We start from the raw sequence: 14,654 nt of genomic DNA, 5'->3' as shown, positions 1-14,654 counted from the left end.
ATAAATTACGCCATCTGTATCTCCCAAATATTTTTTTACCCATTGTTTCTAGTCTTTCTTGAAACTCAAGATGCTTTTATATCTACATTGTTTATATAAAAAAAGCATCACTTTTAAAAAATTAAAGGATGCTTTAAGACTTTAAGTCAATTATCACTAAAAAATTTAGAGTCCATAAAATTTCAACATTTTTCTGATCTGCTCATCTATTTCAGGAGTTGTTTTCTTGACTGGTTTGCGTGCTAATCCTACTGGAGAAATATTAGCAAGTTCAATTGAACGTTTTAGAATGGACGGAACTGTACCTAATTTAAGTGTGTTACGCAAAATTTCAATACTTTTTTGTAACTCTTCTGCCTTCTTGTAATCTTTATTATTCAAAGCACTATTAAGTGAAACCAAAGTTTGTGGTATCAAATTACTTGTACCTGCAATTGCTGCCTTGACTCCTAACTTATATGCAAAAGATATTTTTGAATCAGAACCAATTAAAACCTGAAATTCATTTTCCTTTGCTATTTCTTGATATTGCCTTATCAAGTCAATGTCGCCACTACTATCTTTAATTCCGACTATATTATCAATCTTAGCTAATTCCTTGACTACTGCGACTGGAATACTATTACCTGTATTTTGTGGAATATTATATAAAATAATCGGTAATTTTACACTAGAAGCTATTTCTTGATAATAATTATAAAGTTCTTCATTACTTAATCTAATAAAATATGGATTAATTACAGATAAAGCGTCTACACCTATTTTTTCCATTTCACAGGACAACTCTATCGCTTCACTAGTTGAGCATGCACCTGTTCCAGCAAATACAGGTATTCGATGATTGACATATTGTACCACTTCTGTAACAAAATTGATTTTTTCTTTATGAGATAATACATGAAATTCACCATTACTTCCTAATGGGAAAATACCGTTAACTCCATTATCTATCAAATAATCAATAAGTGTTTTAGTTGCTTCATAATTGATAGTTTGCAATTTATCATTATTAAATGGCGTAACAATTGGTGTAATAATTCCTTTATACATTTTTACCTCTGTGATTAATCATTTACTTAATGACACCTTCCTTTAAAAGTTTTTTACCCAAAGCACCTCCAGGATGAAACTTCCCAAAATCTTTTTCAGAAAAGTTTTTAGCCTTCGAAACAGTTACTGCAATCGCATCACCAATTACTAAAGCTGAAGTAGAACTATTAGTAGGAGCAAGATTAAACTGATCTGCTTCTCCATTAACTTGTACTAAAAGTAAAAAATCAGATTTTTGGGCTAAAGTAGAATTTTTATTTCCAGTTAATGCAATTATTTCTGCTCCTATTCGATGAATTGGAGCAATGATATTTACTACCTCCTTCGTTTCTCCCGAATTTGAAATAGCAATAACCAAATCTTTTTTAGTAATCATGCCTAAGTCACCATGCATTGCTTCTGTAGAGTGAACAAAGAATGAAGGGGTACCTGTACTTGCAAATGTTGCTGCTAATTTTTCTCCAATATGTCCTGATTTACCGACACCCGTAAAAATAAGTCTACCTTTTAAATTTATAATTTTATTAACTACATCTTCATAATCTTGATTATGATTATTCAAGTCTTCTCCAACTTTGGTTATTGCAAAAACCTCGCTTTTAATAACATCTTGAATATTTGAAATTATATTCATCTTTTTTCTCCTTTTTTAGATCGGTAATTCTTTAAAATCTCATTTAACATAATAGCGTTATTAGTAATGTTATCAGACGAGCCATTTAATGCTGATCCAAAACTAACACAGTCAGCACCAGCTCTTAAAAATTCTTGATAGTTTTCTTTAGTTGCTCCACCTGAAATAAGTATTGGTATATATGGTATTGGCGTAGTAATTGTTTTTATTTCCTTTACCCCACCTATACTAGAACCTGGAAAAATTTTAATAAATGATGCACCTGCTTTTAAAGCTGTAGTTATTTCAGAAACACTGTTACATCCAGGAGCATATGGAATTTGATATAAATTACAGATTTGAGCAACTTCTTGACTAAATGCAGGCGACAAAATTAATTTTGCTCCACTTAATATTGCTAAACGTGCTGTAGTTTGATCTAAAACAGTTCCTGCACAAATCAACATTTCAGGTAAATTTTTCTGAACTAATTCAATTGTTTTTAATGCAGTAGGTATAGTAAAACTTATTTCAATAGATTTAACTCCTCCCTTAAAACAAGCTTTAGCTATTCTTAGAGTTTCTTCAGGAGTATCTCGTACAACTGACATAATATTTAAGTTACTAATTTGATTTACAAATATATTTTTTTGTAACAATTTAATCACCTTTAATGAAATAATTGTAAAACACCATGAAGCAAAGAACCGATAATGTTGTAGTCAATATTAGGAAATGTCGAACTATTAATACCCATTTGTTGAAATACAGGTACTAAAATCAGAGGTAAAAATGCTAACAATAAACCTACTACAAATGAGCCGGCAATAGCACCTCGCCAACCACCAGTTGAATTACCAAAAATTGCAGCGGTACCACCTGAGAAAAAGCAAATATGTGCAGCTGGAATAATCACAATTGGACTATGAAGTAATACCATTATCCCTATAGCTAATAGGCCTGCTGTATATGAACTGACAAATCCTACTAAAACAGCTGTTGGTGCAAATGGAAATACGGTTGGTACATCTAGAGCTGGTCGAGATCCAGGAATAAATTTAGTCGAAATCGCAACAAAAGCATTAGTGATTTCTTCCAAAAACATTCCCACACCATACATTAAAACGCCCATACCTGCAGTAAAAGTCATTGCCTGAATAAATGGATAAACCAGCCAATTAACTGAACCTGATAGTTTTCTAGTTACTTCTGGTCCAGCAATTAATGTAGAAATATAAAATAATATCAGCATAATAATAGCTAAACCCATTAAAAAATCTTTGAAAATTGACAATGATTTAGGTAATTTAAAATTTTCAGTTGTCGAATCTTTATGTTTTTTAAACAAAAGTCCAATTGCTCCAGATAAAGCATAGCCAAACATATTATAATGTCCAATAGCTTGATTATCGTTGCCTGTTATTTTACGCATAAATGGTTGACACAATTCAGGTAATGCACTTGCACAAAGCCCTAAAATAATACCTCCAATAATAATTGCCCATAGATTACTCAATCCACTAAATTTTAAGACTAAGCCTAAAACACACGCAAAATATAAACTATGTTGACCCGTAAAAAAGATATTTTTAAAAGGTGTAAATCTTGCAAAAACAATATTCATTACAAAGCCCACAATTAAAATCAGGGCAACAACAAAGCCATATTTCGTTTGTGCTGCTGCTGTAGCAGCTTCAGGAGATGCAATTAGGCCATGAATATGAAATGCTGATTGAAAAAGTACATTGAAATTTTGTAAGACTCCTGTTAGTGTGCTAGAACCTATACCAAAAATCAAAAAGCCAATAACAGTTTTGGCAGTTCCTTTAGTTACATCTGTCCAATCTTTATCTTTTTGCGCAACTAAACCCACAAAAGCAACAAATCCTAATAAAACTGCAGGCTGACTTAAGAAACTAATAACAAAATCTAACATTTTATTACCTACTTTCCATTAAAGGAGCAAGTTTTTGCTCAATTTCTGTTTGATCCATCATGTTTTTTATTCCAACAATTGGTATTCTTGTTTCTTTAGTGCGCAAATCATCGGCAACGTCACTTAATGCAATAATAAAGTCACCGTTAAAACTTCCAATTCCATCTATACTAGTATGACTTACATCAAGATCCCAATTATTTTTCTTAGCTACATTTCTAACTTGCACCGTTAACATAGTGCTTGTGCCCATTCCAGCTCTACATGTAATTATTGCTTTTTTCATTTCAATTTTCTCCTTCTAATTTATTTATATAATTAATAATTTCTTGAATATTTTTTGCTTTATCAATATTTTTTAAAAAATCATTACTAGATAATAAATCAACTAAACGAGCCATTTGACTTAAATGACCATCTGGTTTTGTCGAACTTAATGTAAAAATATACTTAACTGGATCATTATCGTTATTACCAAAAGAAACTGGATCTTTTAAAACGGTTAATCCCATACCATCTTTCAATGCACCATCCTCTATTTTTGCATGCGATAATGCTACATGTGGCATAAATACAATATATGGACCAGTTTCTTCAGCTATTCTAATTACTCCTTTTAAGTAATTCTTAGTAACTAATTTATTATCAACTAGCGGTTTACCAGACTTAATAATTGCATCTTTCCAATTTTCAGCCCTAATATTCAATTGAACTAATTTGGGATCTATTAATGTTGTCACCAGTATTAGCATCTCCTTTCTCAATAGTATTAAAAATTTTAGAAATTGTTTTACCATTTTCGGCGCTTTCAAATTTTGTTAATAAATTATTATCTGAAAACATTTCAGTTAATTGCTTTAACGCCTCTAAGTGAGAATTAGTATTTGGTGCATATAAACTAAAAACATAGTTCGCTTTTACTTTATAATTAAATTTAATTGGATTTTTAAAACAAACTAAGCTCATACCTGGTAATGAATACTTTTTTGGATCATCAGGTTTTGCATGAAGTAACATAACATTATTCAAGACTTTCATATACGGACCGTACTTTTTTATTTGCAAATACATTTTCTCTGTATATGCTGAATTTGTAACATTGTCTTTTTCTAGCAATCTCCCTGCTAATTCAACAGATTCTTGCCAAGAATATCTTCCACTTTTAAAAGAAATTCTATTCTCTGGTAAAAGCTGACTTAAACTTAACAATTGGCTTTCCTCTTTTTTAACAGGTAAAGCTATTTTTGAAAAATAACTTTGTAGGGCCGTAGTTAAGCCTGTAAAATCTTTAACTTGAGCATATTCACTAACAATATCTAAAATTTGCGTTGTTTTTACTACAGGAGAGTTATGTAGAGCAGAAGAATAGTTTGTCTTAGACGATAAATGCTGTTTAATATTTTGTAAGTCATTGTCGGTTAAAATTCGATTGATATTTATAATGGGTGCACCCTTATTTGTCACAGGCAAAGTAGAAATAACTAAATCAGACCGGACTTTATTAAGTTTCTCATAATCTTGTTTTGTAACTACTTCAACTTTTAGCTGATCAGAGAAATGATTTTCTAACTGAATCTTTAACAGTCTAGATGTACCGATACCACTTCCACATACTAAAAGAATTTTTCCAATAGAATCATTGGTATCTGCCGTTTTCATTAATTCAATTTCTCCACCAAAGTAAATTGCAATTAATTCAATTTCATCTTTAGTCAATTTCTTACCCGTATATTTTTCGAAAGGATGAATTGCTTTTTTGGTTAAAAAATATATTTCTGGATATTTTTTCTGGATATTTAAAAAATTCGAATTTAAAAATTGTATATTATAAGATACTCGTCTTTCTGCAGCAATTAAATGTGTTGTTAACGCTTGTTGTAAACTTTTGTTATTTACTAAATCTATACCTGATATAACTGAAAACCGATTAATAATTTCTGCAGCAATTTTAGAAATTTCTCGTGATTCCATTTTTTTATTTATTTTGCTAATTTGTCTTGATTCAATAATTCGACATAAAAGCTGTGTTTCGGAATTTAAATGCTTAGCATTAAGACCTAAATTTTTAAGTAAATTAAAAATCAGTGACTTTGAATTATTTTTTTCTTTTATATTATTTTCTATATTAATTTTCAAATAATGTTTATTGCGATATCTTACTAAAGAAAAACATATAAATTTTCTTACTTGAAAAATCGACTCATCAGTTAAATAACAGCCAGAATTTTGTTCTATCGCTAATAGCGCTTGTTCAATCTGCACTCTATCCTTAGTCTTTAACGTTAAATATTGCGAAATTTTATCATTAACAACTGTTCCTTGGATATTGGCAAGTTTTTGCAGGGCAAATTTTCTAACTTCTTCTTCTGCCCCACTAATTGAATAGCCATGACGAACTAAATCAAGTTTTAATCCTCTAATTTCTAATTCTTCTTTAACTTTTGCTAAATCATTTTGAGTAGTTCTATTAGTAACTCCATTTAATGCATTTAAATATTTTAGAGATACTGGACCTTCTTTACAAAGTAAGACAAATTCAATTGCTATCTTTCTGATAAAACTTGGCAGTTTCACATTTCCTTGTTGTAAGTCATATTTCAAACAGGATTTAATTTTATCAATTTCATATGGTTGTACATAATAGCCATGATTTCTTACAGTCATAATCTTGTTTAAATCGCGTGATTCAAGCCATTCATTTACGCCACTAATTGATAAGTAGGCTGTCCTTTGCGTTATTTTCAACTGTTCAATAATTTGACTAATACTCAATAATGAATTTGAATCTGTCAACATCTTCAACAACAAATATTCGTGATACAACATCATATTCTCACCTACTTCTAACTCTCAGCTAAATAATAAGCCGAATAAAATGAAACTTGTTACACGTTTTAAACTGAAAACTTTTACATTTTCAGCTAAATAAACAATCTGCTAGATATTTGATACAGTATGAATTTTTAAATTAGCAATCCTAACTATAAAATTCAAATCAATATTCTAACGACCATTTTAAAATCGAAAATTGTAATTTTAAGTCCAACACCTATCATAATTAAGCTCAATAGATATAATCTAACTTGCGTTTAAACAATTCGTATATTAACTAATACTTTCAAATTGAATTAAAGTGTATACAGGTTGATTTATTTTTATTATAGATAGATGAGGTTAAAGCAAAAAAGCACTCTATTATTAATTGCTATACTTAACAATAATAGAGTACTTAATGATTATAAAAATTATTTCCTAAATACTGACGTGACCCCTAATTAATATTCTGAGTTTAACTTAATTCTGAATATCTGACTAAATGAATGTTTTTGTCAATAACTTGAAAACGAGTCTTCGAATCACACAAAAAAGCAACTTCTTGTGGACGTGGTAACGTTAAACTAGATTGATTTAAAATACTTTGGTCTAAAAATCCAGGATGACATACCATCATTGGTACATTATTAGTCGGACAATTTTTAGCAAAATTAATTGCATTATTAAAAGTGGTATACGGATTATAATTAGGCTTCATACTATCCATAAAACTTGTAATCGTAGTATTCTTTTTAAATTTAACTGGATCCAAATTTAGATCAAATGGAAGTAAAGGCAAATCGTATTTATCAGCTACTATTTTCAAACCTTTCAATAGATTATTACTATAAACAGCATGTGCCTCAAAATAGGCCGGTTTTTTACCAACAAGTTTTAAAAAGTATTGATATTGTGCTTCAATTTCAATAACAACTTCATCTAAATTAACCAAATCATGATCAGTTTGTCGATAAGTCTTGGAAGCTTTAAAATAACCATCTTCAGTAACTAAACTGGGTATTAAGTTAGGGTCACTAATTGGCTTACCTGCACAAATTACTGTATGCATACCAATATCAATATCAAAGTCCTTTAATAAATTTAATCCATGCTTCGTATCTGCCATATTGACCATCACACCAACATTGTTAATTATGCCATTTTTTATACTTTCATAAATACCATAATTGACTCCTTTAGAATAACCAAGATCATCAGCTCGAATAATTAAATTATTCATTTCAATTCCTCCTTATTCACCCTTAGACTTGGGTTCAACTCCAATAAGATATGTTGCTACTGCTGCAACAACTAGTGCTACGACAGCACTGATAATTCCATTAATCAAATTTACAGTTGAACCGCCTACATAAGCTGTTAAAGACATAAAATTAGCAACTGGTACAATTACATATCCTGATACATGCATAATAGCTGCATATATTCCTCCAACAAAACCACCTATCATCATTCCTATAAATGGTCTACGATATTTAATTGCTAATCCGTATAACCCAGGTTCAGTAACTCCACCAATTATATTGGCAATGAAATAGCTAAACGCTAATGATTTTTCTTTTTTATCTTTTAAGCGCAAAGTCGCACCTAAACTCATTCCTGCAACTGCAAAACTAGCGGCAAGAGAACCAAGAATAATAAAATTATCATGTCCAGTTTGAGCTACAATTGTAATCATTGCACTGATCATTACCAAATGCATCCCTGTAATTACTAGTAACTCCCATAAAGCACCAATTATTCCAACTCCAATAATAGCTGCAACACCACCTAATTGACCGAATGAAATAATTCCTTTTGAAACATATTCACCCAAAAATCCTCCTAAAGGTCCTAATATACATAAAGCCAGTGGCAACATAACAGCAATTGTTAGAGTAGGTGCTAATATTGTTCTAAGTGCCGGAGTAATATGTTTATTAAAGAAACGTTCAATATATGACATTATCCAAACAGATAATAAAATTGGAACAACGGTACTGCCATAGTTAGTTAAATGCATTGGAATACCATACACAGTAAATGGCTTACCGGCTGCAACAATTTTAACTAACTCTGGATCAAGTAAAATTGATCCTAAAAAAATTCCTAATACTGGTGAAGTATTAAATTGCTTAGCGGCCGTATAACCAATTGCAATAGGGAAAAAGTAAAAACCAGCATCACCAACAAAAGAAAATAATCGATACAAATCACTTTGAACAGAAATCATATTTAACATTGTTGGCCCAAAAACTGCAGCTAGCATTTTAAACATTGATGCTGCAATTAAAATAGGAATCAAGGGTGTCAAGCTACCAGTGATTTTATTTAAAATAGTATTTCCAAGTGATTTCCATGTTTGTTTTTCTTTTTTCTGAATTTTGCTTTTATCTACATTTTCTGCAATTGGTGCTGCTTCAGCTAAATTGCCAACTTGTACCACGGCATCATAAACTTCGTTAACTGTTTGACCAATAATAATTTGGTATTGTCCAGCAGAACGCACAACACCAAGTACTCCAGTGATTTTTTTTATAGCCTCATCATTGGGAATACTCATATCTTTTAAATTAAGGCGTAGTCTAGTCATACAATGTGTAGCAGTTATTACGTTACCACTACCACCAATGGCTTCAATAATTTTTTCTGCCATTTTCTGGTAATCTTTATTCATTATTTATTCCCCCATTATCTATTGTTTGTGAGATTATTCGTTGAACATAAATCATTAAATAGAAAGTTTCATCATCTGTACTGAATGTTTTCAATCGCTGGTCAATTTTACTGACAATATCAACTGTACATTGATATACTTCTGGATAATTTTTCTTAAAGCTTGATCGAATTAATTTACTAGAACCATCATCAATTTGTTCATTATTTTCCAATCGTTTCAGATAGTAGCGTAAGTGAGTTACAAATCGATTATAAATAAAAGCATTTCGATCTATCTTTAGATTAAACTTACTTTCAATTTCTTGAATTGCTAATTCAGTAATTGAATTAAATCCAGTTTCACTTAGTTGAAGAGTAGTAACCACTTGCGAATTAATAAAATGGATGGCAATTGCAATCTTTTCTTCTTGAGGTAACTGAATCTTTATTTTTTCTTTAATTAAGTCTAAAGCAATTTCACCTACATGGTATTCTTTAGGATATAAAGACCGAATATCATAGGAAAAAGGATAATTAAACTTTATCCCTTTTCTAGATCGTTCTATTGCAAAATTAATATGGTCAGCCAAACTAAACATAATATTTTGATTTAAATCATGATCAAGAATTGACTGTGCATTTTTAATAATATCTGCGCTTACTTCTAAGATGTTTTCAGGAATCTCTTTAATTAATTGGAAATTATGTGTATCCATCCGATAAAAAGTCATTTTTATTTTACTTAAATCGGACAACTCATATGGCATTTTAGGAAATCCTATTCCTTTGCCAAATGCTACTAATTCATCAAAATTTTGATCTAAACAAATTGCGACGTTATTATTAATTTTTTTAATAACCTGCATTAGGCTCTCCCTACTTCAACATTACATTATTTTATTGCTTAACTACCACATCTTGAGTAGTTACTTGATCACCAAAACTTTTGACCATATTCCAATTTTGATGCTCAGAAGATAATTTGGTGAAAATTACCATTGTTATTAAATTTGCATGTTCGTTAGCTAACAACTCACGATCAAGTTCAATAACTGGCTGACCTTGCTCAACTGTGTTACCTTCTTGAACCAAAGCTGTGAAACCCTTACCCTTCAGATTAACAGTATCAATACCAATATGAACTAAAATTTCATCACCTTCACTAGAAACTAAACCTAATGCATGTTTAGTTTCTGGAAGTGAAACAACTTTCGCAGATATTGGTGAACAAATCAGTTTTGCTGATTCACCTAAGGCAACAGCAAAGCCATCACCCATCAGTTTTTGTGCAAACACTGGATCATCAACATCACAAAGATTAGTTAATAAACCATTGACAGGTGCAGAAACTGTAAATACTTGTTTCTTATTTTTGAAAAAATTAAACAAGATTATTTCCTTTCTAAAAACAAAAAACTCTTTGAGACATCACTACTAAAAAGTACATAAAATACTTAATTAGTGGTAATGCCTCAAAGAGTAACAATCCATTTAGTTTTATTATACACATCAGCAACTTTTATGCAAGCGCTTTTTATTTATCGATTAGTGTCAACTTTTTGTGGGTAATAAACTTTTAGCCCTTACCTGCTGCTGGTTATAGTTTTCACTTTTTAAATTATTTGAATGCAGATTAGATTGCATCTATTAAGTTAATTAATGTAAGCGTTCAACTTAAAATTGTAATTTACAAAAGAATTATCTGTAATAATAAACAGAGAATTTTTACTTGTTGAGAAATAAGTTGCAAGTCGGACAGAACAAAATTTATTAACAATAGAAACACTCTAGTCACACTAATTCACACAAAAAAACAAGCAATCAAGCCTGCTACATCAAGGGTTATGTTCATTCTTAAACAATTAATAACGATAACTTTTTAACTTATTTTACTTTATGTGACTTGTAATGTAACTGACAATAACAGTTCACATTAATTTACAACTGTTTAAAATACTTCATAACAAGCAAAAGCCGGTCATGTCAAGATTGATACAACGAGCTTTAATACTATATTTGCTTTGGTTATGCTGACTAGAAACCGGTAGGCTGTTGACTTCAAAACTTTATTTATCAATGTTTACCCAATTCTAAATTGCTTAGCTAGCTCCATCTTTGATTCCAACTAATTAATTAAAACAATTCACTATGAGTTCCAATAGCAACTAAATACACTACCGTTTTGGACTGCGAATAAATTAATAAGTGATTGCCTGTTTGACCATTAAGATGAATATCAATTATTTTAATGGGCGTACCTGCCGGATTACCTAGGCCTTTTTTAATTTGCTTAATTAATTTCAGTTTAGCATGAAGCAGGTGAGGCTTAAAATAACTTGGAATACGTTTGCCCTCTATTAACTGATCCACGATATATTTCCAAGCTGGGCTTCTTTCAGAATCAATTCCTTCTGAGAAATGTTTTTTAAAAACATTATTCCAATTAGGATCAACCTGTCTCATAGCAAATTGTTTCTTAAATTGACTAGAAAAGCCAATTTCTTTTTATTCATTTAGCAATTCCATTAATTCTTCATAATTATGAGCTTTTGGCAATTTCTTAGTGCCATTCATATCTGCTTTTATCTCTGCTAGCGATGCTTGAACAGTTTCACTAAGAGTAGGCACAATATATTGCTTTGGAAGTCCCTCAATTGCAACTTCAGTCAAACTCATTCTAACAAAATCAGAAATACTCAAACCGTGTTTTTCTAATTCATTACTAGCCTTAGCTTTAATATAGGATCCATTCTTGCTTCAATTCTTGCTGTTTGTGCCATTTTAATCATCTCAGTTTAATTGTACTATCATTGTCGTACAAAGCGATAATAAAACTTACACTATTCTAAGTTTTCTATAAGAGTTAAAAAGTTATTTGGGCTGCTAGTATTAAAAAAGATAATAATTTACTGCAACCAGTCAATAGTGACGCTCGCAGTAAAACCTATAACCATACAGTTGCAATAACGTAAAAAAGCTTCATTCCGCACACTAAAAAGCGGTTACAAAGATTGATATATCAATCTTTGTATCTGTCAAAAAATCAGTCACGAAACACAGTAATTTTTATGTTTCGTTTGTGTTATTAATTATCAAATTATCCTTCGCGTATCTGTTTAAAACGTTGATACACAAAGGATAACTAATTTTTACAAACTTAATTTATGCTGATTGCCAGTGTGATTTAAGTTGTTAAAGCCTTACCGCTCTGGCATTTACAGTTATTGAAGTATCACTAATTTTATTTTAAAGCATTAAATATTCTATGAAAGTACTGTGTTATGACACAATATTAAAAAAGTCCAATCAAAATAACTAACAAATTATTAACCATATGAATAGCTATTGGCTGAACTAGGCTATTTGAATAAAAACATGAAATTCCCAATCCTATGCCTAAAACAAAATTTTCTACGGTCCCCCAATCAATTTGTCCAGAATGTAAGAATGCAAAAATAAATGCAGTTAGAAAGATATTAATTATAGGATTTATTTTTTTAAAAAAATTAGATTGTAATATACCTCTAAATAATATTTCTTCTAATACTGGAGCTATTATTATATTTCCAAAAATAATAAACACTGCTAGTGGAGATGTTTTAAGCATTTCTATTAGGTACTCTTTTTGACCCGCATCATACCCAGTAGTCATTTATAGCCATCGCAAAATTCCCAAATAGCACTTGCAACAGCTCCTAAGCAGAAATCAAACCTACCATCATATATGTTATTTAGTTCATCGTCTTATAATTCTTTATAATTCTTTATAATTATTATCTATTAATACATCCATTTCTAATTATCCCCTATATCTGCTATTTGTCTATCATTTAATAACTCATTGCCAAACATTTTTTCATCTTCTTCCATTGTTTTTACTTAACATCAAATAATTATTCAAACTCAGATTCGTTATCTTGAAAAAATTCCACAATAAATTTTGATATAATATGAATTGAATGAATTCGCCGCTTAAACTGTTCAAAGGTATATGTTTTTTCATCAACAATGAAACTTTTAAAAAAATTTTGATCAGTAAAAAGCTAGATAAGGTTGCTCAACTATATGATGCCGTATATAACCTCGACTCGATAAGTATAGAAATGAGCTAGACTATACATAAAATGGGTATTATAGCGATAATTTTATAACTTCAGTGATACTGGTTAGATGCAAATTATAGTGCTTCAATGGGACAAGAAATTCATCATTTTGAAAGGGAAGCATACACATTAAAAACTAGAAATTTATCTTATTATGCTTTTTGAAAATTACCCTTGTCTAAAATTAACAGCTCTTATATAGATGATGATTTTATCTATACTTCCTTAGAAATAACAATTCAGGAAAGTGAATTCATCCTATTAAATGTTATTTATAATTTAAATAATTCACTTGATAAAATGAATACTCACATCCATATTATGTTCCCATAACAAAAATTGAAGAAGCAAAAATTATACAAGTTTCTTCCAAACTAAAGAAAAATGCCAAATTAATAAAATTAAAAAGACAACCCAAAAGCTTAGCTATAACTAGTTAACTGAGCTTTTGGGTTTAATTTATTATGTTCTTTAAGTACTATGATGCACAAATAGATTTGGATAACAGTAAGATCAAAAAACAAAATTTATTAAATAGACAATTAAATTTGATAAACCGTGACAAAATACTACTGATCCCAAATCATCAGTCACATAATATAAAATAGAATACGAAATTCCTGAACATAATAACTCTAAAGTTTTATAGTTAAAGGAATAACCATGAGCAAATGCGAATAATACGCTCGTAATTATTATTGAAAAAAAAGGAGGTATATCTTTTAAAATACCGCCCTGTAAAATTCCTTGCCATACCATTACCTCTAAAAGTGGAGAAATCAAAACTAACGTAATTATTAAAATTGGCGCAAGTTTTGATTGTGAAGCGGCTAGTAACTCTAAATCTCGATCGTTTCCTTTTTCAAGCACTGTAATAGCAAACTGTAAAATCTGTGAAAGTAATGCAAATAAAACTGCAAAACTATAACTTCTAATAATATTATTTTTCACAAATATTGGTTTGGAATTCAAACGATGATAAACAGTATAAACAATCAGAAATATAATTATCGTACTAAAAAATGTTATCGCAACATGTAAAAATAAATTTATATTTTTCGAACTTTCTCCCCCAAAAAAGCCTTCACTTATTGTAGGGATTTGGATAATTATAGATAATATCATAAACAAACAAAGATATAAAACTTTGTTTGTGATCTTTTTTAAAATTTTCATATTAATAATTATTCCTTCAAAATCAAAAGATTTCTCAAAATACACCAACGTGCTTGACAGCCAATCAATACTTTATATAGTCAGTTTATTATTCTTGAGTTAAAATCATTTCAAATATTTATTTCCACCTTTACAAATTCGTTTCTCGTTTATTTTTATTTTTTGAATAATCGAAAATTACAATTTTAAGTTGAACACCCTACTTGATTTGATAGATGCAATCTAATCTTTTCTCATATAATTCATCGGGAGTGTGGTAGGCTAAGATTTTGCGCGGCAGGTTATTGCACCATTCCTCAATGCCGTA

The 14,654-nt window shown here is 30.0% G+C and carries 15 protein-coding genes; all 15 read right to left on the bottom strand.

The features are described from left to right. Positions 1–165: 165 nt before the first annotated feature. A complete protein-coding gene (gene dapA / locus F5ESL0228_RS01410) occupies positions 166–1,050 on the bottom strand; it encodes a 4-hydroxy-tetrahydrodipicolinate synthase (protein ID WP_122022642.1) in 885 nt (294 codons plus the stop codon). Positions 1,051–1,072: 22 nt separating this feature from the next. Beyond that, positions 1,073–1,684 (bottom strand): SIS domain-containing protein, encoded by a 612-nt coding sequence (locus F5ESL0228_RS01405; RefSeq protein WP_122022641.1) that lies wholly within the window; start codon positions 1,682–1,684, stop codon positions 1,073–1,075. Next, the gene (locus F5ESL0228_RS01400; RefSeq protein WP_233553498.1) at positions 1,681–2,322 is read right to left on the bottom strand and encodes a ketohydroxyglutarate aldolase; all 642 of its coding nucleotides are present in this window, start codon (positions 2,320–2,322) and stop codon (positions 1,681–1,683) included. The genes F5ESL0228_RS01405 and F5ESL0228_RS01400 overlap by 4 nt, the downstream gene beginning before the upstream one ends. Positions 2,323–2,333: 11 nt before the next feature. Then, complete coding sequence (locus tag F5ESL0228_RS01395) at positions 2,334–3,599, bottom strand: PTS ascorbate transporter subunit IIC (RefSeq protein ID WP_122022640.1); 1,266 nt, start codon at positions 3,597–3,599, stop codon at positions 2,334–2,336. Between the two features lie 4 nt (positions 3,600–3,603). Beyond that, entirely contained in the window at positions 3,604–3,885 is a 282-nt protein-coding gene (locus F5ESL0228_RS01390; protein WP_122022639.1) for a PTS sugar transporter subunit IIB, read from the bottom strand. Between the two features lies 1 nt (position 3,886). Next, complete coding sequence (locus tag F5ESL0228_RS01385; RefSeq protein ID WP_233553497.1) at positions 3,887–4,339, bottom strand: PTS sugar transporter subunit IIA; 453 nt, start codon at positions 4,337–4,339, stop codon at positions 3,887–3,889. Beyond that, positions 4,296–6,425, bottom strand: a complete 2,130-nt coding sequence (locus F5ESL0228_RS01380) for a BglG family transcription antiterminator (RefSeq protein ID WP_233553496.1) — start codon at positions 6,423–6,425, stop codon at positions 4,296–4,298. The genes F5ESL0228_RS01385 and F5ESL0228_RS01380 overlap by 44 nt, the downstream gene beginning before the upstream one ends. A 463-nt stretch (positions 6,426–6,888) precedes the next feature. Further along, on the bottom strand, positions 6,889–7,653 hold the full coding sequence (locus F5ESL0228_RS01375) for a ChbG/HpnK family deacetylase (protein ID WP_122017774.1): 765 nt from the start codon (positions 7,651–7,653) through the stop codon (positions 6,889–6,891). A 12-nt stretch (positions 7,654–7,665) separates the two neighbouring features. Continuing rightward, entirely contained in the window at positions 7,666–9,090 is a 1,425-nt protein-coding gene (locus F5ESL0228_RS01370; RefSeq protein WP_122017773.1) for a PTS transporter subunit EIIC, read from the bottom strand. After that, positions 9,080–9,934, bottom strand: a complete 855-nt coding sequence (locus F5ESL0228_RS01365) for a PRD domain-containing protein (protein ID WP_122017772.1) — start codon at positions 9,932–9,934, stop codon at positions 9,080–9,082. The genes F5ESL0228_RS01370 and F5ESL0228_RS01365 overlap by 11 nt, the downstream gene beginning before the upstream one ends. 31 nt (positions 9,935–9,965) lie before the next feature. Further along, the gene (locus tag F5ESL0228_RS01360; protein ID WP_122022636.1) at positions 9,966–10,457 is read right to left on the bottom strand and encodes a PTS glucose transporter subunit IIA; all 492 of its coding nucleotides are present in this window, start codon (positions 10,455–10,457) and stop codon (positions 9,966–9,968) included. A gap of 744 nt (positions 10,458–11,201) precedes the next feature. Next, positions 11,202–11,531 (bottom strand): replication associated protein, encoded by a 330-nt coding sequence (locus tag F5ESL0228_RS01355; RefSeq protein ID WP_122022635.1) that lies wholly within the window; start codon positions 11,529–11,531, stop codon positions 11,202–11,204. Positions 11,532–11,573: 42 nt separating this feature from the next. Continuing rightward, positions 11,574–11,768: a damage-inducible protein J gene (locus F5ESL0228_RS01350; protein ID WP_233551569.1), complete on the bottom strand. Its 195-nt coding sequence runs from the start codon at positions 11,766–11,768 to the stop codon at positions 11,574–11,576. A 592-nt stretch (positions 11,769–12,360) separates the two neighbouring features. Next, positions 12,361–12,720 carry a CPBP family intramembrane glutamic endopeptidase gene (locus F5ESL0228_RS01345; RefSeq protein ID WP_122017769.1) on the bottom strand — a complete coding sequence of 120 codons (360 nt, stop codon included), beginning with the start codon at positions 12,718–12,720 and terminating at the stop codon, positions 12,361–12,363. A 964-nt stretch (positions 12,721–13,684) separates the two neighbouring features. After that, entirely contained in the window at positions 13,685–14,347 is a 663-nt protein-coding gene (locus F5ESL0228_RS01340; RefSeq protein WP_122022634.1) for a CPBP family intramembrane glutamic endopeptidase, read from the bottom strand. Between the last annotated feature and the right edge of the window lie 307 nt (positions 14,348–14,654).

Source organism: Lactobacillus sp. ESL0228, from assembly GCF_003692825.1.
Classification (GTDB): Bacteria; Bacillota; Bacilli; order Lactobacillales; family Lactobacillaceae; genus Lactobacillus.
The sequence above is the reverse complement of the archived record's forward strand: the minus strand, read 5'-3'. Positions and strand labels throughout refer to the sequence as shown.

Excerpts from the sequence above, each read along its gene's own strand:
- F5ESL0228_RS01365 (WP_122017772.1), bottom strand. The coding sequence starts at position 9,934 with ATGCAGGTTATTAAAAAAATTAATAATAACGTCGCAATTTGTTTAGAT.
- F5ESL0228_RS01340 (WP_122022634.1), bottom strand. The coding sequence starts at position 14,347 with ATGAAAATTTTAAAAAAGATCACAAACAAAGTTTTATATCTTTGTTTG.
- dapA (WP_122022642.1), bottom strand. The coding sequence starts at position 1,050 with ATGTATAAAGGAATTATTACACCAATTGTTACGCCATTTAATAATGAT.
- F5ESL0228_RS01355 (WP_122022635.1), bottom strand. The coding sequence starts at position 11,531 with ATGAGACAGGTTGATCCTAATTGGAATAATGTTTTTAAAAAACATTTC.
- F5ESL0228_RS01390 (WP_122022639.1), bottom strand. The coding sequence starts at position 3,885 with ATGAAAAAAGCAATAATTACATGTAGAGCTGGAATGGGCACAAGCACT.
- F5ESL0228_RS01375 (WP_122017774.1), bottom strand. The coding sequence starts at position 7,653 with ATGAATAATTTAATTATTCGAGCTGATGATCTTGGTTATTCTAAAGGA.
- F5ESL0228_RS01395 (WP_122022640.1), bottom strand. The coding sequence starts at position 3,599 with ATGTTAGATTTTGTTATTAGTTTCTTAAGTCAGCCTGCAGTTTTATTA.
- F5ESL0228_RS01380 (WP_233553496.1), bottom strand. The coding sequence starts at position 6,425 with ATGTTGTATCACGAATATTTGTTGTTGAAGATGTTGACAGATTCAAAT.
- F5ESL0228_RS01345 (WP_122017769.1), bottom strand. The coding sequence starts at position 12,720 with ATGACTACTGGGTATGATGCGGGTCAAAAAGAGTACCTAATAGAAATG.
- F5ESL0228_RS01405 (WP_122022641.1), bottom strand. The coding sequence starts at position 1,684 with ATGAATATAATTTCAAATATTCAAGATGTTATTAAAAGCGAGGTTTTT.